Here is a 21456-nt window from a genome sequence, read left to right as displayed (position 1 = left end):
GACCGGGCATGCATCGGGCAGGATCGGAGGGGCGGCAACCCTCACATGCCACGGTCCGCTCCTGTAGAAACAATGCACGACCACCACCTTGGCTTCCGACATACCACACCGCGACCGTCTCGGGCACCAACCCGGTAGGTCGATGCTCGACAACATCGACACCTGAGGTGACCAAGCAGGATCGGCTGGGTCGCCATCGCCACTTCGATTCAGCGACCCGGGCACGAGGGGCGGACACGGCAACGGTCTGCACTGTCGCCGAGAAGGGCTGCCTGGGAGCGAGGCATCAGATGGAGGGCTGCATGAGCACAACCACTCAGCGGTTTCGCGTCACGCATGATGAGAGATGTCCGCAAGCTGCGTCAGCACTCCGGACTTCCCCGTCCATCCGTGCGGGGCAAAAGCAGGTGTCAGCTTCGTGGGTGGAAGAGCACGCTGGCCTGGAGAACGGCGAATCCAGCCCTCAGAACTCTCCCACCGGAGGGACCGTGCTGCTGCTTGCCGCTACGCCGGCAGGACGGGGCCGGGTGGTCGATACCACGGCGGTGATGTCCGAGCTCAGGGCTGTGGCGCCGGATCTACTCGCCGATGCGTCACGGTCCACTGTGATTGAACTGGTCGATCCGGTCGATCCGTCGAACGTGGTGAATCGCATCAGGGCAGCTGCTGCCATGCCTGAGCCCCTGGTGTTGTACGTGATAGGTCAGCTTCATCTCGATCGTAAAGAGAAGCTCCCATATCTGGCGCTTGGACTCACCACCCCAGCAAGCATCCGCTACTCGGGCCTTTCCTGGCAGTCGCTTGCTCGCGAACTCGCTTCCCGTCAAAGGGGTTTCACCACAGTGTTGGTGGACCTTGTCGCCGACCGCAAAGCTTGGGAACGGGTCCGGGAAGAGGGGCTCCCCCTTCCCGAGGGAGTCTCCGTCTACGGACGTATAGGCCCTCCGCCGACCCGAGGCGAGACGGCGAAGCCCGGATACCTGCTCCGGTGTGTGGATCAGTGGAACGCGAATGGACGCCTTACGTTCGCCCAGCTGCACGAGCAGGCGGTGCGGTCCCCCGAGGACGCGGACGGCATCCTGCTGTGCACTACTGTGACACGGAATGTCCCCAGGTCAGCTCCGACGGCGACCACACGGGGGCTGCTCCCACTGATCCTGGCTGCGTCTCGCTCGGGCTTCCATGACGAGGCGGCCCTGCTCGCGTCGTCATGTCATGACACAGCACTAAGGGGCGCAGGAACAGGGTCGCCCGAGGTGATCTTCTGGATGGAGGTCCAAGCAGAACTGGCCCATCTTGCAGGCCATCCGGCGCGGAGTTGCAAAGCATGGATGGCCGTGGCCCGCGCACGTCTCGCTGTATGCGGCGCACAGGATGACGACGATGTCGTCGCCGCAGTGGATCGGGCGCACCACCAGTGGCTGCAAGTCCGCGACCAAGCGTTCGCGATGACGGTGGCACCGTATCTCCTTGCTCTGCGCCGACATGTGCCTGGCCGTGTGCACGGATCGGTGGCGGCCGTCGTCCGACGCCTCGAGACGTTGAGGAAGGCCGGGGTGGGAGTAGCGCAGTCGTGCCTCAGCCGCGCTGAGTCGGCCGACGTCCGTGTCGGCGCCCGAGGTGCGTTGAGCGCCTGATGCATTACCCGGCTCACCAGAGGTTGGACGGTTCCTGAGTGCCGGGTGCGAAGTTGAGAGTTTCACGGCAGTTGGTCAGGTGTGTGAGCCGTCCATCGGGTACGTGGTCCACTTCGACAGTTAGGGGAGTCTCGTGAGCAATGTCCAAGGCAGAGTCACCGCTGCCGTCCTTCAGTACAGCGCGCGACGGTACCGTCGACGGTCGCTGAAGAACGCGTCAGCTTGCCAAGCTGCGCAGCTCGCTGATATAGCGGCAGAATGCGAATGCACTTGTGGTGCGGCAGAGAAGGGGCCCGCCGCTACTTGCATGCGCCACCAGCGGATCGTTAAGGGAGCGCTCGCGATGGCGCTGGGTGCCACAGTCGTGATGGGCATCGGCGCCGGCACCGCCGCGGCGGAACCGGCACCTAGGCACGCTGGGTGGGACGGCTCCAAGTACTGGTACAAAGACGCGACAGGCTGGTGGCGCTGGACGAGCCACTACGACAAGTATCTTTCGGCAACACGGCAGGCGCGTCGTGACCCTGGCACCGCGGCGGAGCAGTCCCGCGGGGAGCCGACCTTCCCAGGCATGGCGGGGTGGGACGCGGAGGACCGGGTGTACTGGTTCCAGCACGATGGCCGTTGGAGATGGACCTCCCACCAGGACACATATGTCCGTCGCACTGGCAGGCTGGTGACTTCTACACCCTCATCGAGACCTTCGGCACTGGCGCGTCCGAATGAACCGGGATCTGTGGTCAAGGCAGCCGGCGGCCACCAAGGCAGCGGTGCCAAGTCGACCGACACGACGGTCACCGCCGACATCGCAGCTGTGATCAACTTCGCGAAGGCTCAACTGGGCGAGCCGTATCGCTGGGGCGGTTCCGGCCCGAACGCGTGGGATTGTTCCGGACTCGTCCAGGCGGCCTATCGCGCGGGGGGCATTTCCTTGCCGAGGGTCGCCAGCGGTCAGTACAGCGCGACGATTCCCATCTCCCGGGACCAGCTGCGCCGAGGTGATCTCGTATTCTGGAGTCACAACGGCACGACCTCCGGCGTTCATCATGTAGCCATCTATTTGGGTGGGGGCCAGTACCTGGAGGCTCCCAAGCCTGGCAGGAACGTCCGCGTCTCTTCGTTCAGCTCCTACAACCCCAACTTGTACGGGAGGGTTGTCAGGCAGTGACCCTTTCCGCTGGATGAAGCTTCCCCTTGATGTTGGACACCTGGAGACTGGGACGTGAGGTTCCAGAGGAAGCAGTGCCAGGTGGGAAGCAAGTACACGAAGCGGTACACCGAGGAGTTCAAGCGGGACGCGATCGCGCTCGTCGATTCCTCGGGCAAGACGGTCACCGCCGTCGCCCGGGAACTCGGCATCAGCTCCGAGTCCCTGCGCGGCTGGTACCGCCGGGCGAAGGCAGACCGGGGCGAGGGCGAGTCCGGTGAGCTGACCAGCGCCGAGCGCGAGGAACTCAAGCGGCTGCGCAAGGAGGTCCGCGAACAGCAGCAGACAATCGAGATCCTGAAAAAAGCGGCCTTAGAGGGTGTCTCACGTGGCGTTAGCCTCGCGCTTTCATGAGGCAGGGCGTCCGGTGGGTGATCAGAAACGCAGAGAGTGCTCCTGACCTGCAACGATGGGACTTGTCTAGTGTCCAGGTCGTCGCAGGAAAGAAGCACTCTCCAGGTGAAGAAGCGTATCGGGTCCTACCCGCGTGTCCGCGTCGAGGGCGGTGGCCGCGGGGTGGTGTCCCAGGCCGGTGGTGTGCTGCTGGTGGAGACGATCCGCAAGTCCGGTCTGGATCAGGCGATATCGGCGGCGCTTGAGCCGTGGCGAAGGCCGCGGGCGGTGCATGATCCGGGCAAGGTCCTGCTGGATGTGGCGCTCGCGGTCGCGCTGGGTGGGGACTGCCTGGCAGACGTCGGTCTGCTGCGGGCCGAACCGGCCATGTTCGGGCCGGTGGCCTCCGATCCGACGGTATCCCGGCTGATCGACACGCTGGCAGCGGGTGGGAAGCGTGCTCTGACCGCACTGCGGCAGGCCCGCTCTCAAGTCCGTGAATGTGTGTGGACGTTGGCCGGTGACGCGGCGCCGGACGTGTCCGGGCAGGTGGTCGTGGACCTGGGCGGGGTGCTGGTGATCGCGCATTCCGAGAAGCAGGATGCGGCCGCGACCTGGAAAAAGACGTTCGGGCACCATCCGCTGATGGGGTTCGTCGACCACGGCCGGGGCGGGTCCGGGGAGCCGGTGGCCGGGCTGCTGCGGCCCGGGAACGCGGGCAGCAACACCGCTGCGGACCACATCGAAGCCGCCAGGATCGCCCTGAAGCAGCTGCCGAAGAAGTACCGGCGCGGACGGCGGACGCTGATCCGCACCGACTCGGGCGGCGGCACCCACGAGTTCGTGGACTGGCTTTCCGCGCGCGGCCGGTGGCTGTCCTACTCGGTCGGCATGACCATCACCGATGCCATCCACCAGGCCGTCGGGAAGGTCCCGGCATCGGCCTGGACGCCGGCCGTCGAGCCCGACGGCGAGATCCGCGACGGTGCCTGGGTCGCCGAACTCGACGGCGACTGCCTGACCGGCTGGCCCAAGGAGATGCGGCTGATCGTGCGGAAGGAACGCCCGCACCCCGGCGCCCAACTGCGCTTCACCGACGCCGACGGCATGCGCCTGACCTGCTTCGCCACCAACACCAAGCATGCTCCGATCGCCGCGCTCGAACTGCGGCACCGCCAGCGCGCGAGGGCCGAGGACCGCATCCGCGCCGCCCGCGCCACCGGCCTGCGCAATTTGCCCCTGCACGACACCGCGCAGAACCAGATCTGGCTGGAGATCGTCCAGATCGCCCTCGACCTGCTCGCCTGGATGCCCATGCTCGCTCTGGCCGGCACCGCCCGGGTGTGGGAGCCCAAACGCCTGCGCCTGCGGCTGTTCTCCATCGCTGCCCAGTTGGTCACCACCGGCCGCCGCCGCATCCTCCGGCTCGCGAAACACTGGCCTTGGACCAACCTGATCACCGACGCGTGGGCACGACTCGAAGCCCTCCCCAGCCCCGGCTGACCAACACTTTCTCGTCCCTACGGGCAGCGCAAGCCCACCGGAGCAGTGGAACCCGGCGCCCACCCGACGCGACTGCCGGGGCGATGTCATGCCCGAAACCCACAGCACAGACAGAAACAGCCCGCCAGATGAACTGGCGAGCTGTCATGAAAGCCCGAGGCTAGATTCAACCGGTCAAGGCAACACTCTCGGCTGGTGTGCGGAACCCCAGGCACTTTCGCGGACGGTTGTTGAGCTTCGTCGCGATGGCGTCAAGGTCGTACTGGCTGAAGGTCGACAGGTTCGTTCCTTTGGGCAGGTACTGCCGTAGCAACTTGTTGGTGTTCTCGTTGGTGCCACGTTGCCAGGGGCTACGCGGTGCTGCGAAGAACACGTCGACACCGGTGTCAGCGCTGAGACGCTTATGGGCTGCCAATTCCATGCCGCGATCCCAGGTCAGCGTGCCGCGTAGACGGGGATCCATGCGTGCGTAGGTCTCGGCCAGAGCGGGAACGACCACGGTGGTATGGCGACTGGCGAGCTTCACGACCTTGAGAAACCGCGTCTTCCGGTCGACCAGTGTGGCGACCTGGCTGTTGTTCGAGCCGATCACCAGATCGCCTTCCAGGTGTCCGGCTTCGCTGCGGTCCTCCTCCGCCGCCTGGGGCCGCTCCTCGATCGGTCGGGCATCGATGATCTGTGAACGCCACTGTCCCTTCACCGTGTGACGCTTGTTCTTCCGGATCGGGCGGTCAGTTCGCAGGCGTTTGCACAACTCGCGGGGCACCACTTTCCATCGGGTGGTGTAGAGCGACCGGTAGATCGTCTCGTGGCTGATCCGCAGACCCGGGTCGTCACTGTGATGTAGACGCAGATGCCCGACGATCTGTTCCGGCGGCCACTCCTCCCTCAGCAGGGTCAGCACCGTCTGCCTCAACGCGGGCCTGCGGGTGAGCAGGCACTGTTTCGGACGTCGGGTGTCGGCGACGCTTGAAATGTGAGCCGATTCCGGCGGGTGAAAAATGACCCCCCGCTGCGTCAGTTGATGTTGGTCATTCCCCAGTGTTGGCCGCGGGAACCCGTCCGAGGTCGCGGCCGCGCATGCGGTAGCTGTCACCCTTCAGCGAGATGACCTCGGCATGGTGAACGAGGCGATCGATCATCGCGGCGGCAACGGTGTCGTCGCCGAAGACTTCGCCCCAGCGTCCGAAGGGCTTGCTGCTGGTGACGATCACCGAGGCGCGTTCGTAGCGGCCCGAGATGAACTGGAAGAACAGGTTCGCGGCCTCGGGTTCGAAGGGGATGTAACCCACTTCATCGACCACGATCAGCGGGATCCGGCCCAGCCGGGTCAACTCGTCGCTGAGCCTGCCTGCTTGGTGGGCTTCGGCGAGGCGGGTGACCCACTGAGCGGCGGTGGCGAAGGCGACCCGGTGGCCGGCCTGGCCCGGATGCCCAGGCCGGTGGCGAGGTGGGTCTTGCCGGTGCCGGGCGGCCCCAGGAAGATCACGTTCTCCTTCCCGACGACGAAGTCCAGCGTCCCCAGATGTGCGATGACCTCGCGCTTCACGGACCGCTGGTGATCGAAGTCGAAGTCCTCCAGCGACTTGCGAGAGGGGAAACGAGCCGCCCGGATGCGTCCCTCGGCGCCGTGGGAGTCACGGGCGGCGACCTCCCGCTGCAGGCATGCGGCCAGATACTCCTCGTGACTCCAGCCCTCGTCGCGGGCCCGCTCGGCGAGCCGGGCTGCCGCATCCCGCAGGGCCGGGGCCTTCAACGCCTTGGTCAGATAGATCAGTTCAGATTCGACGTCGCGGCTGGTCCTGGTCTGGTTCGTGCCGTTCTTCGTGCTCATCACGCCGCCCCTTCACCCGTGCTCAGCCCGCCGTCGATGACGCCGAAGATCCGGTCGTAGGTGTCCAGCGACCGCTCCTCGACCTCCGTCACGTCCACCGGCGCCGCTTTCGTGCCGGCGGCCGCCTTGCGGGCGGCCTCGGCAGCGGCCGCATGGTCCGGATCGGTGATCGTCTGGTGGCGGGCCCAGCTGCGGGCATGGCGGGCGACCTCGACGCCGGCGCAGGCCACCAGGACCTGGTCCAGATCGGCGGCGACCTCTGAGCTGTACTGAGATTTGTGGAGTCCCTGATGCCAGGGTTACGGTCCTGGCGAAGGAGATCCACCAACACCATGCCTGCACCCCGTAAATACCCGGACGAGCTCCGCGAGCGCGCGGTCCGCGAGGTCCGTTCCACCGGCCGCCCGATCGCGCACGTTGCGAAGGACCTGGGCATCCATAAAGAGGCCCTGCGCGGCTGGGTCCGCCAGGCGGAGGCCGACCGTGGCGAGCGCGACGACCGGCTGACCACCGCCGAGCAGGACGAGCTCAGGCAACTCCGCAAAGAGGTGGCGGAGTTGAGGCGGGCGAACGACATCCTCAAGGCCGCGTCGGTGTTTTTTGCCCAGGAGATCGACCGTCCCCGGACGAGGCCGAGCAGGTGATCGACCATCTGCGTGACAAGGGTCTCGGGGTCGATCCCGTCTGCCGGGTGCTGGAGCTGTCGCCGTCGACGTACTTTGCCCGCAAGAAGCGGCCGAAGTCGGCCCGCCGGCTCCGCGATGAACAGCTCATGCCTGTGATCGAGTCGGTCCACGCCGAGTCGGACGGCACCTATGGAGCCCGCCGGATGACCCGTGCCCTCAAGCGCAAGGGGGTGGACGTCGCCCGCTGCACCGTCGAGCGCCTGATGGCCAAGCTGAACCTGGAGGGTGTCATTCGCGGACAGCGGCGCCGCACCACGATCTGCGAACCGTCGGCGCCGAGGCCGCCGGACCTGGTCGATCGGGACTTCACAGCCTCCCGCCCGGACGAGCTCTGGGTCGCCGACATGACTTATGTGAGGACGTGGTCGGGCTGGGCATACGTGGCGTTTGTCCTGGACGTGTACTCGCGGATGATCGTCGGCTGGCAGGTCGCGAACCACATGAGGACCGAACTGCCCCTGGACGCACTGGAGATGGGTCTGTGGAGACGCCGGATCAAGGCAGGCTCCGGCCTCATTCATCACAGCGACCGCGGATCTCAATACGTGTCAATTCGGTACACCGACCGGCTCGCTGACATCGGCGCCTCCGCGTCGGTCGGCTCCGTGGCCGACTCGTACGATAACGCGATGGCCGAGGCCCTGAACGGCACGTTCAAGGCCGAGCTGATCGAGATGCAAGGGCCGTGGCGGGACGTCGACCAGGTCGAACGGGCGATCTTCCAGTGGGTCACGTGGTACAACGAAGAACGCCTGCACTCCGCACTCGACTACGTACCGCCCGCCGAGTACGAACGCGACTTCTGACGACAACAGGAAGCCACCCCGCAGTCCGCCTGAAACAAGACCACCGGACTCTACGAAACTCGGGGCAGCTCACCAGCCGGTAACCGACCTCGGGAAACAGGCACATCGCGAGCACGAAGTACACCCCGACCCGGGAGGGCAGGTCCCGCAGCCTGCGCTGCACACTCCGGGTCTCTTCCAGGACCGCGTCGACCAGCTCGAACGGCAGAACCTGGGTCAACTCGCCCAGATGGCCGGGAGCGAAGCGGCCCCCGGCCACGGTGAGGCTTCGGGTCACGGTCGTCAGACCGGGCGGCAGGGCGCAATGGCGTGCAGGCAACGGAGCTCCGTAACGGCAGAAGTCTTGGCGGACTACCTGCTCCAACGGGACTCCGTTGCCCTTGTTCCCCGCTCCATCACGGAACACCCGCCAACTCGCTTGCCACCAGCGCGAATCCGTTAACTACCCAGCCTTGGATCAAGGCCCACCGGCCCTCCGAGACGGCCGTGGGACTCCCCGGATCCTGCGGCAGCCGGTCCGTGCCGCCCGCCGTGACGACATCCTCCCTTACCGGGGTGGCCTGATCAGTCGGCCGGCAGGCCCTACGGCAGCAAGACCTTGAGGTCAGCCCAGCTTCGCGACGATGTCGGCTACCCGGCCGGGCATCGACAAGAACGGCGAGTGAGAGGAGTCCAGAGCCACGACGGCGGTCGGATTTTCCGGGAAGGCGGCATCAGCGTCGGCAATGAACTTCTGCTGGAGGGCCGGGCGGATCGCCATGTCCCGTGCACAGGTGACGTAGGTGCGAGGAACGGAGCCCCAACCGTCGCTGGTCAGACTGGTGGCACCGAGCGCGATACCGGCCGGAGCGTCGGGCGTCAGCAGCCCGATGGCGGCGTCGGAGACGGCCGGGTCGACGTCACCGAAGAACGCATCCCGAAGCTGCTGACGGTAGCCGGCGTCGTCCGAGGTGAGGTCGAACCGCAGCGCTCCGATCGCGGTGGGATCGGCCCGAACGGACGGCGCGACGAGCTCGCCCGCGTTCTCGGGCATCTGGACGTAGGCGATCGCCGGGACGTCCGAGGCCGGCATGAAAGCGGTCAGGTACACCGCGTGAGCCACCAGCTCGGGCGCCTGCTGCGCCGCCCGCGTCAGCACGGTGCCGCCCATACTGTGGGCCACCACTGTGACTGGGCCACTGCGGCCGAGCTGCTTGATCTGCGAAACCAGCAGGTCACCCGCCTGATCGAGGTCCACGTCCGCTACCGGCGAGACTTCGGTGGCCAGTGTCGCAGGGTCAAACGGGCGTCTGGTGAGGCACTCGGGCCGACGGGCGCGCAACCCATGCCCTGCCATGTCCACCGCGAGAGCCTTACGGCCGGCACCCGTCACCTGGGCGATGACCTCGCTCCAGCACCAGGAACCGTGCCAGTAACCGTGAACGAACAGCAGTGGGGAAGAACCAGCGGACATGGCCACTCCTTTGTGACGGTCAACATCGGGGCGAGACTCCGCCCCTATCCGAACAGGGCTTATCCGTACTCCGGAGAGATTGAGCGGATAAGAGAGCCAGATCCTCACATAAGGAACAAGACCGATCAATGCTACTTCCGTCAGGTGGAAGCGAAAGCAGCCGTTCCCCGACAGGGGCGATGCTGTCGGTGTGAGGTCTCAGGACTTCCTTGACAGTTTGTCGCCAGGAGATCCTTGACGGTCCTTCTGGGTGCCCATGCCTTTGACGTAGAGCCTGGTGATCGGTCCGAGGTTCTTGCGGGGCCTGACAGCGAGTTCGTCCTCCCCGTGCAGGATCCGGTATGGGTGTCCTCAATGACGATGGTGACGATCTTTCCGGCATGCCGCGGTCCGAGCTTGATGAACTGCCCGTTGATCACGAAGCGGCCGCTCGCATGCACCTTGCGCTGAGCCCGGATTGCACCAGACGGCAGGGGCGGAGGCGGCAGCGGGGATGTCGCCGTCCGTGCCCCGTGGATCTGCCCCAGGCCGTCGGCTGGAACGGGGCAGGGCCACGTCGGCCCGTCACCCGATCAGTGGCCACTCTGAAAACGCTCCTTACCTTCTTGGCGGGTCGGTTCCGCTCATTCGTACGATCGGGAGGCCCAGGGACGTCGGGTGTGGCTCAAAAAGCTCATGCCGAGGGTGTGGCTTTCAGTGATTGGCCGCCCGGCGCCCCGCGACGACACGGCCACTCATTGGGATGCGCGAACCTCATCGCTTCGTAAGGACACGTCGGCGTGGTCGTCTGCCGGGACCAGGAACACGGATCCTCAAGGGAGGCACGAGTGCCGCAGCTGTGGGCGGGAACGGACGCGGGCAAGAGCGAGCATCACTGCACGGCTGCGCGCCCAGCTCCTGGAGTACTTCCCCGCCCTGGAACGCGCCTTCAACTACAGCACCTCCAAGGCCGCGCTGGTCCTGCTGACCGGCTACCAGACACCGGCCGCCCTGCGCCGGATCGGCCGGTCCCGCCTGAGCACCTGGCTGGCGAACCGCAAGGTGCGAAACGCCCAGGCGGTGGAGTTCACCGCGCTGGAGGCGGCGCAGGCCCAGCACACGGTGATTCCCGGCGAGAGGACCGCAGCAGCCATGGTCCGCACCCTGGCCGCCGCGGTGATGGCCCTGGACGAGGAGATCGCCCGCACCGACGCGCTGATCGAGGCACGGTTTCGCGAGCACGCGCACGCTGCGGCGATCACCAGCATGCCGGGCATGGGCAGCCTCCTCGGTGCCGAGTTCATCGCCTGCACCGGCGGAAACCTGGACGCCATCGGCAGCTCCGGCCGCCTGGCCGGCATCGCAGGCCTGGCCCCCGTCCCCAAGGACTCCGGACGCATCAGCGGCAACATGCGCCAACCGCACCGCTACCACCGCCGCCTCCTGCGCGTCTTCTACCTGTCCGCCCAGGTCGCCGCCCGGTGCTGTCCGACATCCAGAGCCTTCTACGAACGCAAGAGGAGCGAGGGCAAGTCACACAAGCAGGCCATCCTCGCCCTCGCCCGGCGCCGCCTCGACGTCTTGTGGGCCCTCATACGCGACCAGCGGACCTTCACCGTCGAGCCACCTCAACGCGGCCTCGCAGCGGCATAACACGGTCACCGACCGCTACCACAGCCCTTGACAAACCTGATTGGGAATCACTGAGAAGCGGAGGTGATCGGTTGTCCCTCTGCCGCGTTGTTTGCAAGGGGATGACAAACGAAGAGAATTTGTTACAGGAAAGGAAGATCCTTTGGGTCATCGAAATATCCTGACGCGGCAGACGAAACACATCACCGGCCATGCAACGACTGACCGGCTCCCCGGACGGTTGAGTATTTTGTGTGGCGCTGGTATCGCTCCTGTCTCCTTGAGGTCATATTTCTTCTACGGCATTACAAAGAAGCGTGCTGGGCGCTTATCATGCGAGGCATGCCAAGTGCCGTGATACGCAGATTCACAGCGGTTGTCGTGACTGCCGCTTTCTCGCTTCCGGTGACCGCGTCCTCGGCTCTCGCCGCGCCGACGGCGGACGACCCGCCACCGGGTTCTGTGACGCTGCTGCCCCCGCTGCCCGTACGCCTCGGAGACGACGCGCCGTGCACCCAGGCATCGGACAAGACTGCGGCCAGCAGCTCGTGGATGCGGCAGGTTCTCGGGCTTCCGAAGGCGCAGCAGCTCACGAAGGGCGCCGGCACGACTGTGGCAGTGATCGACACTGGCGTTGCGGACCAGGTCCCAAGCCTTGCCGGTCGCGTGACGGCCACTAAGGGCGCGGGCCGGGACTGCGTCGGCCACGGCACCTTCGCGGCCGGGATCATTGCTGGGGCACGGATCGAGGGCAGCGCGGTGATGGGTATCGCGCCCGAAGCCGAGATCTTGGCCATCCAGGGCACGGACGACCGCGGGGTGCCAAGCGCTCAGAAGATTGCCAAAGGCATCCGGACGGCTGCTGACCGCGGGGTTGATGTCATCTACGTAGGCCATGCCCTGAACGGTGGACGGGCGGAGCTGATAGCAGCGGTCACCTATGCCGCTGCCCGCGACGCGCTCGTTGTCGCGCCCGCCGCCCCCGACGTGGTTCCCCCGGAGGGAAAGGGGCTCGATGGTGAACAGCCCACCGGCCCCTACTGGCCGGCCGCGGCACCCGGAGCGCTGGCCGCCGTGGACTTCGGCCCGAACGGGCTGAGGCAGCGCAACGCTCCGCCTGCATACAAGCCTGACCTCGCCGCGCCCGGCAGCGCGATGGTCAGCGTCGGACCCAGCGGCACAGGGCACTACATCGGCTCCGGAGCCTCCCTGGCCGCAGCTTGCGTCGCCGGCGCGGCTGCCCTGGTGCGGGCCCGATACCCCGAGGTCTCCGCCGAGGAGCTGCGCCGACGGCTGATTGACGCCGCTTACCCGACGGACACTCCGCGGCTTGATCCGTTCGCCGCCATGTCGCTCGTGCGTGGGCGCGGAGCAGACCGGGCCTCGGCACCGGCCGCACATTACCCGCCACCCGCCCGCACGGCGCATGTCACACAGGCCCTCGCGGTCGCCGGTGCGGCCCTCGGGCTGGTGCTGCTGATCGCTGCCGCCGCGGTGGTCATTCCCCGAGGGCGCGCCAGGGGCTGGCTTCCGCCGGGCACTCAACACCGGGGCACGTCTCAGAGGTCGTAAAGACGTCACGCGTCACCGTCCTCGAGCAGCGGAGTCTGTACCTGGGTCGTCTTGCGCCGGGCGATGCGTACAGCACGGCCGGGGATGAGTTCGCGTCCCTTGAGGTTGCCGAACAGGTATCCTTCACTCGGCGGACACGACATCAGCAAGGCTGGTGTGTTGACTTCCTGGAGCTTGCGGAGCAAGGCCTCGTTGAGGCCTCGTCCGGCTCCTGCCGCGGCGCGTGCCACGATCACATGGAGGCCGATCTCGTGGCCGAGCGCCAACACGTCGAGCAGCGGCATGAATGGCTGGGTCATCGGTCCGCCGCTGACCATGTCGTAGTCGTCGACCAGGATGAACAGCCTCGGTCCTTCCCACCAGTCGGCGAGTCTCATGCGCGCCGGTGCTATGTCCGGCCCGGGCACCCGGTACTTAACGGCCTGGGCTGCGCCCTGAATGAGTTCATTCAGCGAGTCCAAGGAGACCGCGTGCCCGAGTTGGTAGGGCTCGGGTACCGCAGAGATCAGATTCCGGCGGTAGTCCACCGTCATGATGCGGGCCTCGGCTGGTGAGTAGCGGTCGGTGATGCCCTTGACAATCACACGCAGAAGGTTCGTCTTGCCGCACTCGGTGTCGCCGACCGCGATCATGTGCGGGTTTTCTGTGAAGTCGTGCCACACGGGGAAGAGTTCGTTCTCCTCTAGACCGACCGCGATCCGCAGGCCACCGTCCCGCTCGACAGCGGGCAGTTCCTCGACGGTGAGCCGGGTTGGCAGCATGCGCACGGGGGGAGCGGGTGGACCCGCCCAGCTTTCGCTGATCGCGGCGACGAGGCCGGTGACTCCGTCGGCAAGGTCGTGGGCGTCCTCGACTCCGTCGAGTCGCGGGAGTGCTGTGAGGTAGTGCAGTTTGTCAGATGTCAGACCGCGGCCTGGGATGCGGGGGACCGCGCCGGCCTTGCGGGAGTCGATGTGGGAGTCCATCGGGTCCCCCATCCGCAGCTCCAGCCGGGTGCCGGCTTGGTCGCGGATGGACGCGGACAGTTCGACCCAACGCGCGGTGGTGACGATGAGGTGCACGCCGTAGTTGAGCCCGCGCCCGGCGAGTGCGTTGAACGTCGGCAGGTGACGGTCGAAGTCCTGGCGCACGGTGGCCCAGCCGTCGATGACGAGGAAGACGTCACCATGGGGTTCGTCGGGGAACTCACCGGATGCGCGGCGTCTTCGATAGGTCTGCATCGAGTCGATGCCATGTTCCAGGAAGAACCGCTCGCGCGCGCTGAGGAGCGTTGTGACTTCCGCGATCGTACGACCGACGCGCTCGGTGTCCACCCTCGAGGCGACCCCGCTCATATGGGGGAGTCCGGTCAGTCCGGACAGGGATCCGCCGCCGAAGTCGAGGCAGTAGAACTGGACTTCGCGAGGGGTATGGGTGAGGGCCAGCGAGGCGATGAGCGTGCGCACCAGGGTGCTCTTGCCGCTCTGCGGCCCGCCTGCGATGGCGACGTGCCCGCCGGCGCCCGACAAGTCGACCGTCAGCAGTTCGCGGAGCTGGTCGAAGGGCCGGTCGACGATGCCCACGGGTACGGTCAGCCGACCTCGCAGTGGTGAGCCGACCGCGGTCAGGCCGAACTGCGGGTCCGGTCCCAGCGGCGGCAGGATCTGGTCCAGCGTGGACGGCAGATCAAGTGGTGGAAGCCAGACCTCGTGGGCGGGGGGGCCCGAGCCGCGCAGCCGGTCCAGGGCCACTGACAGAAGCGTGTCGCCGGACTCCTCGTCCTCCGCGGGGGGATCGGCGATGTCCTCATCAGCGAGGGTTTCCGTGTCCGGCAGGGTGCGCGGCACCACCCAGTCCGAGGTCCAGGGCACCACCTGACGTGCTACCTGAGCCTGGACCGCCGCGCTGCGCCGCTGGTGGTAGGTGCCGGAAACATAGGCGGCGCGGAAGCGGGTCAGTGCGTCCACACCGCTTTTGATGATGCCAAGGCCGGGTTGTGCGGGCAGCTCGTAGGCGTCCGATACACCGAGCACACCCCGGCTCTCAATCGCGGAGAAGGTGCGAAGGCCAATCCGGTAAGACAGATGGCTCTCCAGCTGGTGCATGCGGCCTTCGTCGAGCCGTTGCGAAGCGAGCAGGAGGTGCACTCCCAGGCTGCGCCCGAGCCGCCCGATCATGACGAAGAGCTCCATGAAGTCACGGTGGGCGGCCAGTAGTTCGCTGAATTCGTCGACAACGACAAAGAGGCTGGGCAGAGACCGCAACGGCACACCGGACTGACGGGCCTTCTCGTACTCATGCGCCGAGGTGTAATTGCCGGCGGCGCGCAGCAGCTCCTGCCGCCGGATGAGCTCGCCATGGAGGGCGTCCTGCATGCGGGAGACGAGGTGCACCTCGTCCGCGAGATTGGTGATGACGGCGGAGGTGTGGGGGAGTTCGTCCAGGCCGAGGAACGTCGCGCCGCCCTTGAAGTCGACCAGAACGAAGTTGAGCGTCTCGGAGGAGTTGGTGAGCGCCAGTGCGAGGACCAGGGTGCGCAGCAACTCGCTCTTGCCGGAGCCGGTCGCCCCGATGAGCATGCCGTGTGGGCCGGTGCCGCCCTGCGCGGATTCCTTGATGTCCAGTTCCACGGGCTTGCCGTCGCCGGACACCGCGATGGGCACCCGCAGGCGGCTGCTGCCGGTGTGCCGCTCCCACAGGGTCTTCGGGTCGTGCCGGTAGAGGTCGGGGATGTTCAGCAGGGTGGTCAGCTCGAGGTTGTTGGAGAGGGGGTCAGAAAGGTCACTGCCGCCCATGCCCATGCGGTAGGGAGCCATCAGCCGGGCGAGTGTCTCGGCGCTGGCCGGGCCCAGCTGGTCAGGTCTGCCGAGTGGCGTTGACTGCTCCTTGCGGTCTTTGTCGGTTCGGACCAGCGACATGACGTCGTCGTCGACCTCGAGCCGCAGCGTGGTGCGTCCGGGCTTCCAGGTGAGGCTCCCAGAGAGGTCCAGCACCACCGCGTTGCGGAAGCCCGTGCTGTCGAAGCGATGTCCTCCGGGTACGGTACAGCCGTCCAGCAGGATGATCGTGAAGGGCTCCTCCCGTTCGGGCACCGCCGCCGGGTCGGCCGCCGGACGCTCCTGGAATTCCATGCCGAGCAGGTTCTCGAGCTCAGTGAAGGTCGAGGCGACCATGCGGGCGGGACCCGCCCCGTCCTGTTCATGGGGGTGGAGGCCGTGCGGGAGCCACTTGACCCACTCCCACTGGGGCCTGACTTCGTCAGAAACGCACAGGGCGATCCACAGGTCCTCGGGTGCGTGGAAGAAGGTCAGCTGGGCAAGTATGGCGCGGGCAGCGCGTCTGATGTGCTCTTCGTCGCCGCGGAACAGCACCTTCGACCAGGCCCGCAGGTAGATGGCGACGGGTTGGTCGGGCACGACAGAGTAGGCCCGGGTGAAGCTGCGTAGCGCGCGGGCGGACAGCGGCTCCAAGTCCTCGACCGGCTTGGTGGACAGCGGTGTCAGTTTCATGGCGATGCGCTGGTCGCCCATGCCGACCCGCACTTCGGCGAAATCGTCGTCAGCCGCTCGCCGTTCCCACAGCCGGGTGCTGCGGACGAGAGTGGAGAGTGCTTCGGGATGCGGATGGCGCCACGCCAGCGCACGCTGCTGGTTCTCGATGGATGCTCGTACCTTGCGCCTAGTCTGCCCCAAATAACGCAGGTAGTCCCGGCGCTCTCCCTTGAGACGCTGCTTGCGCTCGGAGTTGCGCCGCATCACCTGACCCAGAATCATCGCCGCGGAGGCGACTAGCATCAGGCCGAGGGCGAGATACATGAACCCTCCGCTAGCGCCCCTCATGCCGGGCCGGAGGAACATCATCATCATGGATACTGACATCAGCGCCATGGGCAAGTAAGTCCATATGGCGGAACTATCGGGTACGACCTCCGGCAACGTCGGCGGTTCCTGAAGGCTCAGTTCTCCCGACGGCATTTCCGGACCACGGCGACGCGCCGGTCTGCGAAACAGGATGACGCTCAACGAATGGCCTCCTTCTCAGGACGTCCGAGTGGTTCCCACCGCGAAAAGGGCAGGAGTAATTCCATCACGCGCGTTCCGAGCTGTGGGAGAGAGTTCCGCCCACATGTGTCACGCGTTCCATTGCGAGATTGCCTGTAAGGGCGTCAGAATCTCAACGCACTCCAGCAACAGGAGTACTTGAGAATTCCCGCCCCGCGAACGCGGCCTGACAGGAAGCGAAAAAAGGCCATGACGGAAACTCAAGCGGCCAGCCTCTGCCGCCTCACCGTACGCGCCCCCGCCAGGGTTGTTGACCTGGCCGTTCCCGCCGATGTCCCCATCGCCGATCTGTTGCCCACAGTGATCAGCTATGGAGGTGACAACTTGGAGGAGTCCGGGCTCGACCACGGGGGTTGGGTCCTCCAGCGCCTCGGCGGTACACCGCTAGACCCTGAGAGTACCCTGGACTCTCTCGGCTTGCGCGATGGTGAAGCCCTCTATCTCAGGCCTCGCGACGACGCGTTGCCCGAGGTGCACCTCGACGACTTGGTCGACGGCATCTTCACCACGATGCACGGGCAGCCGCACGGATGGAGTCCGGATGCCAGTCGGCGACTGCTGCACGGCCTGGGCGCGACGACACTGCTGCTCGGCATCATCATTCTCGCGCTGCCTGGCGCCGCGGGGTGGGTCAGGGCGCTCGCGGCCGCGAGCGCCGGGCTGTTGCTCATCGCCGGTGCGGGCACGTCGACCCGGGCAGTCGGTGACTCGGGGGCCGGCGCCTTGCTCGGGATCACGGCCATTCCCTACTTCGCCCTCGCCGGCTGGCTGCTGCCCGAGGGGGCCCTCGGTGGAGCCGGGGATCACAGCGTGCTCGGCGCGCGGTTGCTGGCGGCCTCCGCCGCGGCTGCGGGCAGCGCCGTTCTCTCGCTGGCCGCGGTCGGCATGTTCCCCGCGCTCTTCCTCGGCGTGGCCGCCGTCGTCGTGACCGGAGCGATCGGCGCCGTGCTCCTGATCTTCGGTCAGACCCCGGAACAGGCGGCCAGTGTGATCGCCGTGGTGGTGGTGCTCTTCGGCGGGTTCGTCCCATCTCTGTCGTTCCGCTTCTCAGGGATGCGCATGCCGCCGCTCCCCACCAATGTTCAGCAGCTTCAAGAGGGCATCGACCCCTATTCCACTGATGTCGTGCGGGAGCGCTCGATCGTCGCCGACGAGTGGATGACGGCGTTCTACGGGGCCATCGGGCTGGTCTGCTTCCCGTGCATGGCCGCGCTCACCGTGGACCCCGAGCTCGCGGAGCTCTTCACGGTCTTCGCCCTCTCGATGCTGCTGTTGCTGCACAGCCGAGGATTGGGCAACGTCTGGCAGCGAGTCGCGCTCACGGCCGCGGGGGCATGGGGCCTTGCTCTGCTCCTTTTCGTCATCGCCCACGCCGTCGCCCCCACTCACCGGCTGACCCTGACGGCGGGCCTGCTGGCCCTGACCACCGTTATCGCGATCGCCTCGTGGACGGTTCCCGGGCGCCGGCTGGTGCCGTATTGGGGACGCGCCGCCGAGCTACTGCACTCCACGGCCGCGATCAGCATGGTGCCACTCATGTTGTGGTGCTGTGGCGCTTATGCCGCGCTACGGGGCCTCAACGGCTGATCATCGAAAGGGACTTCGACGATGCACAGCAAACGTGATCAGGTCCAAGCCCATCTCTTTGTCATGGGCCGGCTAGCTTCCGCCATGCTCAGGACTGAGCCGGACTCCCCCGAGAGCCCCTCCGGACGGACCAACCGCGGTGCCGGGATCGGAGTGATCATAGGTGTCATCATCTGCGCTGGCGCCTTTGTGTTCGGGCTCCTCAGGCCCGGTGGACAGGACTCCTGGAAAACGTCCGGCGACCTCATCGTCGACAAAAGTACCGGCGCCCGCTACCTGTACCTCGACGGACGGCTGCGTCCCGTACGGAACTATCCTTCCGCTCGCTTGATCGCCCGTGATGGGCTCGGCACCACGACCGTGGTCACGTCCTCCCTCGCCGGTACGCCACGGGGCACACCCGTCGGCATCCCCGGTGCACCGGAGGCCCTGCCCGGGCCGGGCGACCTGGACGCCGTGTCGCCGTGGCTAGTCTGCTCCGCAACGGTGCTGAAGTCGACGGGCACATCGGTCGCGTCGACCGCCCTGGCGACCGGCGTCGACACGCAGGGCATGGCGGGTCGACGCCAACTGAGCAGCAAAGAGGGATTGCTCGTCAACGGGCCTGACGGCGTCGTCCATCTGCTGTGGCAGGGAACCCGGCTGCGCCTGGACAAGGAGGCCCGTGCCGTCGAGTCGCTCGGGTACGGATCCGTCACGCCGCGGCCGGTTTCGGCGCCCTTCCTCAACGCGTTCCCGCAGGGGCCCGATCTGTCGCCCCCCACCGTCCCGGACCGCGGCAAGTCCGGGCCCACGCTGGCCGGACGGCCTACCAAGATCGGTCAGGTCTTCCGTGTCCAGGCACCGGGATCCGCCCCTCGGTACAACCTGCTCACGGCAGAAGGGCTGGTCGCCCTCACGGCGACGGACGCGACGCTCGTCCTGGGTGACCCGCTCACCCGGAAGGAGGCGTACGACGGGGCCGCGGTGACCGTTGCCACGCTTGGGGCCGACGCGTTGAGCGCCCATGTGGCTCCGACGGACGCGCGAGCGCCAGAGGTTCGCACCAAGCTTCCCGCGTCCCCGCCCGCAGCGACCGAGGTTGACGCTGGGTCCCTCGCGTGCGCCGAGGTCGACTCACTCGGGAGCAAACCGCGCATCACCGCGGCGGTGCTGCCTTCGGGGAGTTTGCCGGCGCTGGTGCAGCGGCCCGGGCCTGAGACCGAGCCGGCATGCCTCGCCGTCGACGCTATAGCCGCGCGACCGGACAAGGGAGCTCTCGTGAGGGCCGTGAGCGCCAGTGGCAGTGGGATGGGTGATACGACGTTCCTGGTGACGGACGAAGGGGTGAAGTACCGCCTGCTGTCGCAGGAAGCCATCGAAGCCCTGGGGCTTGAAGGCGGCAAGACGCGAACTCTGCCCGCGCAGTTGCTGTCGATGCTGCCGACGGGGCCGGATCTCAGCCCTGAGGCTGCTTCTCTCGGTGAGGCGCGTGTGACGCTGCGTTGCGAATGATCACCCTCTGTGAGAGCTTCTTGATGTGTGATGTGTGTCACATGCATTTCGTGTGGATGCGATGTGTGAGCGGCCGGTCGTCGAAATGTCTCCTATATCCCTATCGATTCGAGCCTTCGCTCGATTGAGCGCTGCATTTTTTGATGATTGCTCAATCGAGCATTTTCGGGCGCTGGTTGGTTAAACGGCCACCCGACAAATACTTGTCAGGTATTCGCTCCGGGTCGTACCTTGGTCAATCAAGCGTTGCGGAGTGAACTGTGTAAGGGCTTCGCGACAGCAGGTAATTCACCAGAGAGGGGGTCCCGAATGGCAATGCGGCAATCTGAAGAAGCCGCCACGCGAAGCGGCATCATGGCGCTGGAGCAGGCATATTCGGGTGTTCTGAAGTGTCAGCAGGATGTCCAGTCGACCCGGGGTAATCTCGCGTCCGGATATGGCGGAGCGGACGGTGGCCGATACGGTCAACTCCTGGACCAGTGGGACGGACAGGTGGACATCATCCTGACGAATCTGGACAGGATGGTGGACGAGCTCAACAACACGCTCCGAGAGCACGGTCTCGCGCAGGGATCGGCAAATGAAGCCATCGACCGGGAGCACACGAGGTCGACGCGCGTCTTCGACGAGCTCAACCCGGGAGCCGCCCACAGTTCCTGATCCCACAACATCACGGGACGCGCCCACCGCATGACAGTTCGAATTGCCCAGCCGCACCCCGCCCACGGGTAGCGTCCGGGCGACCTCATGACACTCGCTGAAGAGATCGAGGACACTATGGATTTCAGCGACGGCTACATCTACGTCGACTACAACCATGCTGACAACGCCGCGGAAGACATGGTCTCCCAGTCCCAGGCCATTATGAGCATCCTGGCCAACCTGGAAATGGAACTCACCGAACTCAAGAATACGTGGATCGGTGACGACCGAGATGTCTACACCGAAGTTCAGGGGAAGTGGGACCAGGCGGTCGAGAACATCAAAATACTCCTGGCCAGCCACTCCGCACTCCTCACCGAAATCTCCGGGAACTACAAGTTCAACGAGAGCAGCCTGTCGCAGAGGTGGGGTGACATCAGAATCGGAAGCCACTGAACAAGACCTGATGCCGTCGTCCTACGCTGTGCCGGGCGGGGGGCGACGGCGCTGATATAACTCATTTCACTGAGCAGGTGCCATGTCCGACCAAGGCAATACAACAGTTCTCGACAGTGAGTGGATGAAGGCATTCATCCGGGACAACATCCAGGACTTCCGCGCCGTACTGGGGAAAATTCTCAAGGATGATCCCAGTGGGCGTGCGATCAGCTTTATCGCCGACGGGGATGTCACGCCGTCCACGCTGCTCTCCAGCAAGCCGCTGGCGATCGGTCTCATGGCCGGCAACGGCGACAAGGACAACGGTGTCGGGGGCGGCGAGCTGAACAAGGCCATCCAGGAGATGGCGGCGGCTATCAGCAAGATACTCACCGACCATGATGTGATGTTCGAAGACGTGGAAGACGCCCTCTGGGAGACCATCCGAAAGATGCGGGACAGCCAGGCCAAGAGCCTGGACAAGATCTCGACCGAGTTCTTCCTCGATGCTTTCGAGGACGTGGAGAACTCGCTCGGCTCTGACAGTGGTACCCGCACGTCTTCGAACAGTACGAGCACAGAATAAGACGCCCGATGAAGAGGCTGGGAGCTG

General features: G+C 66.0%; 16 protein-coding genes and 3 pseudogenes. 12 read left to right on the top strand and 7 right to left on the bottom strand.

Annotated elements, in window-relative coordinates:
• The first annotated feature begins 527 nt into the window (after positions 1-527).
• The 4 genes from QFZ82_RS02015 to QFZ82_RS02000 all read left to right on the top strand — a co-directional run bounded on the left by QFZ82_RS02015 (position 528) and on the right by QFZ82_RS02000 (position 4680).
• A complete protein-coding gene (locus tag QFZ82_RS02015) occupies positions 528-1637 on the top strand; it encodes a hypothetical protein (RefSeq protein ID WP_307711454.1) in 1110 nt (369 codons plus the stop codon).
• A gap of 736 nt (positions 1638-2373) precedes the next feature.
• A complete protein-coding gene (locus tag QFZ82_RS02010; RefSeq protein WP_307711453.1) occupies positions 2374-2805 on the top strand; it encodes a C40 family peptidase in 432 nt (143 codons plus the stop codon).
• An 81-nt stretch (positions 2806-2886) separates the two neighbouring features.
• Positions 2887-3198 (top strand): transposase, encoded by a 312-nt coding sequence (locus tag QFZ82_RS02005; RefSeq protein ID WP_307711452.1) that lies wholly within the window; start codon positions 2887-2889, stop codon positions 3196-3198.
• 105 nt (positions 3199-3303) lie between these two features.
• Positions 3304-4680 carry an IS1380 family transposase gene (locus tag QFZ82_RS02000; RefSeq protein ID WP_307711451.1) on the top strand — a complete coding sequence of 459 codons (1377 nt, stop codon included), beginning with the start codon at positions 3304-3306 and terminating at the stop codon, positions 4678-4680.
• A 166-nt stretch (positions 4681-4846) separates the two neighbouring features.
• Here QFZ82_RS02000 and QFZ82_RS01995 read toward each other — a convergent pair whose 3' ends face one another.
• From QFZ82_RS01995 to QFZ82_RS01980, 4 genes and pseudogenes are all read right to left on the bottom strand, one after another.
• Entirely contained in the window at positions 4847-5776 is a 930-nt protein-coding gene (locus QFZ82_RS01995) for an IS30 family transposase (RefSeq protein WP_307711450.1), read from the bottom strand.
• Positions 5712-6041: pseudogene (locus tag QFZ82_RS01990) on the bottom strand (ATP-binding protein); the annotation flags it as partial. The pseudogene QFZ82_RS01990 and the gene QFZ82_RS01995, both read right to left, overlap by 65 nt.
• Positions 6011-6514 (bottom strand): ATP-binding protein, encoded by a 504-nt coding sequence (locus tag QFZ82_RS01985; RefSeq protein ID WP_307711356.1) that lies wholly within the window; start codon positions 6512-6514, stop codon positions 6011-6013. The pseudogene QFZ82_RS01990 and the gene QFZ82_RS01985, both read right to left, overlap by 31 nt.
• Positions 6514-6762, bottom strand: a pseudogene (locus QFZ82_RS01980) (IS21 family transposase); the annotation flags it as partial. The gene QFZ82_RS01985 and the pseudogene QFZ82_RS01980, both read right to left, overlap by 1 nt.
• A gap of 84 nt (positions 6763-6846) precedes the next feature.
• Between QFZ82_RS01980 and QFZ82_RS01975 the strand changes: the two are divergent.
• Positions 6847-8006, top strand: a protein-coding gene (locus QFZ82_RS01975; protein ID WP_307711216.1) for an IS3 family transposase whose coding sequence is annotated in 2 segments (ribosomal slippage) — positions 6847-7111 and positions 7111-8006 — 1161 coding nt in all. Because the reading frame shifts where the segments join, the coding sequence is not laid out codon by codon here.
• A 79-nt stretch (positions 8007-8085) separates the two neighbouring features.
• Here QFZ82_RS01975 and QFZ82_RS01970 read toward each other — a convergent pair.
• A pseudogene (locus QFZ82_RS01970) lies at positions 8086-8304 on the bottom strand (transposase domain-containing protein); the annotation flags it as partial.
• A 306-nt stretch (positions 8305-8610) separates the two neighbouring features.
• Positions 8611-9459, bottom strand: coding sequence for an alpha/beta fold hydrolase (locus tag QFZ82_RS01965; RefSeq protein ID WP_307711448.1), 849 nt, complete (start codon positions 9457-9459; stop codon positions 8611-8613).
• Positions 9460-10155: 696 nt separating this feature from the next.
• Here QFZ82_RS01965 and QFZ82_RS01960 point away from each other — a divergent pair.
• Complete coding sequence (locus tag QFZ82_RS01960) at positions 10156-11091, top strand: transposase (protein ID WP_373429220.1); 936 nt, start codon at positions 10156-10158, stop codon at positions 11089-11091.
• A gap of 360 nt (positions 11092-11451) precedes the next feature.
• A complete protein-coding gene (locus tag QFZ82_RS01955) occupies positions 11452-12642 on the top strand; it encodes a S8 family serine peptidase (RefSeq protein ID WP_307711447.1) in 1191 nt (396 codons plus the stop codon).
• 5 nt (positions 12643-12647) lie between these two features.
• On the opposite strand, the gene eccCa is transcribed toward QFZ82_RS01955, so the two are convergent.
• Positions 12648-16643, bottom strand: coding sequence for a type VII secretion protein EccCa (eccCa, locus tag QFZ82_RS01950; protein WP_307711446.1), 3996 nt, complete (start codon positions 16641-16643; stop codon positions 12648-12650).
• A 228-nt stretch (positions 16644-16871) separates the two neighbouring features.
• Here eccCa and eccD point away from each other — a divergent pair, with 228 nt between their 5' ends.
• The 5 genes from eccD (at position 16872) to QFZ82_RS01925 (ending at position 21429) form a co-directional block, all read left to right on the top strand.
• Positions 16872-18269, top strand: a complete 1398-nt coding sequence (eccD, locus tag QFZ82_RS01945; protein ID WP_307711445.1) for a type VII secretion integral membrane protein EccD — start codon at positions 16872-16874, stop codon at positions 18267-18269.
• A gap of 21 nt (positions 18270-18290) precedes the next feature.
• Positions 18291-19763, top strand: coding sequence for a type VII secretion protein EccB (gene eccB / locus QFZ82_RS01940; RefSeq protein WP_307711444.1), 1473 nt, complete (start codon positions 18291-18293; stop codon positions 19761-19763).
• A gap of 309 nt (positions 19764-20072) precedes the next feature.
• Positions 20073-20423: a hypothetical protein gene (locus QFZ82_RS01935; RefSeq protein WP_307711363.1), complete on the top strand. Its 351-nt coding sequence runs from the start codon at positions 20073-20075 to the stop codon at positions 20421-20423.
• Positions 20424-20510: 87 nt separating this feature from the next.
• Complete coding sequence (locus QFZ82_RS01930; RefSeq protein WP_307711364.1) at positions 20511-20861, top strand: WXG100 family type VII secretion target; 351 nt, start codon at positions 20511-20513, stop codon at positions 20859-20861.
• Positions 20862-20943: 82 nt separating this feature from the next.
• Complete coding sequence (locus tag QFZ82_RS01925) at positions 20944-21429, top strand: type VII secretion system-associated protein (protein WP_307711365.1); 486 nt, start codon at positions 20944-20946, stop codon at positions 21427-21429.
• Positions 21430-21456 lie beyond the last annotated feature (27 nt).

The sequence above is a fragment of the Streptomyces sp. V4I23 genome (genome assembly GCF_030817975.1).
GTDB lineage: Bacteria > Actinomycetota > Actinomycetes > Streptomycetales > Streptomycetaceae > Streptomyces.
The sequence above is the reverse complement of the archived record's forward strand: the minus strand, read 5'-3'. Positions and strand labels throughout refer to the sequence as shown.

What these genes read in the sequence shown, in the direction of transcription:
- QFZ82_RS01985 (WP_307711356.1), bottom strand. Translation starts at nt 6,514, where the DNA reads ATGAGCACGAAGAACGGCACGAACCAGACCAGGACCAGCCGCGACGTC.
- QFZ82_RS01965 (WP_307711448.1), bottom strand. Translation starts at nt 9,459, where the DNA reads ATGTCCGCTGGTTCTTCCCCACTGCTGTTCGTTCACGGTTACTGGCAC.
- eccD (WP_307711445.1), top strand. Translation starts at nt 16,872, where the DNA reads ATGACGGAAACTCAAGCGGCCAGCCTCTGCCGCCTCACCGTACGCGCC.
- eccB (WP_307711444.1), top strand. Translation starts at nt 18,291, where the DNA reads ATGCACAGCAAACGTGATCAGGTCCAAGCCCATCTCTTTGTCATGGGC.
- QFZ82_RS01935 (WP_307711363.1), top strand. Translation starts at nt 20,073, where the DNA reads ATGGCAATGCGGCAATCTGAAGAAGCCGCCACGCGAAGCGGCATCATG.
- QFZ82_RS01930 (WP_307711364.1), top strand. Translation starts at nt 20,511, where the DNA reads ATGACACTCGCTGAAGAGATCGAGGACACTATGGATTTCAGCGACGGC.
- QFZ82_RS01925 (WP_307711365.1), top strand. Translation starts at nt 20,944, where the DNA reads ATGTCCGACCAAGGCAATACAACAGTTCTCGACAGTGAGTGGATGAAG.